Genomic DNA, 442 nt, shown 5'->3' on the forward strand with positions numbered 1-442 from the left:
GTGAATACGGATTGATCTTGCACGCACGCGCATGCAAGAAGTTCGTGAATGAGGGCTGCGCTGCTTGACGTACATACTCATCAAGAGTCGGCTCGTTGACCTTAAGTTCCCAAGGCTCTCCCGGGTTTTGCGTCGCATCGACCATGGCTACGCCGATCGCCAGATGCAAATCCAGCACACGGGTATCAGGCCACAGCTGTTGACTCAAGTTACTCATTGCGAGCTGGGAACGTGCATCACACACAAAGTACACAACACGATCGTATGGGATCGCCACCTTTGGAATGTTGCGCACACGATCGATGATAACGGGCCATACCGGCTGTTCCGCGCACAGACCATCGACCGTGGCGTGCGTCGTGCGCCCGAAACCCCCGACAAACGTATGGCTCATGTTCAGCTTGCGCAAGGCCTCCGATACTTGGATTGGTGACGCATCAAT

1 protein-coding gene is annotated in these 442 nt (G+C 55.0%); it reads right to left on the minus strand.

What is annotated here, in order from left to right:
* Window positions 1–442, minus strand: a 442-nt coding sequence (locus tag AC1RPX_RS07725; protein WP_481763323.1) for a hypothetical protein, incomplete at both ends; no start/stop codon positions are given.

The organism is Dellaglioa sp. CoH-56-MRSF-14, assembly GCF_056782115.1.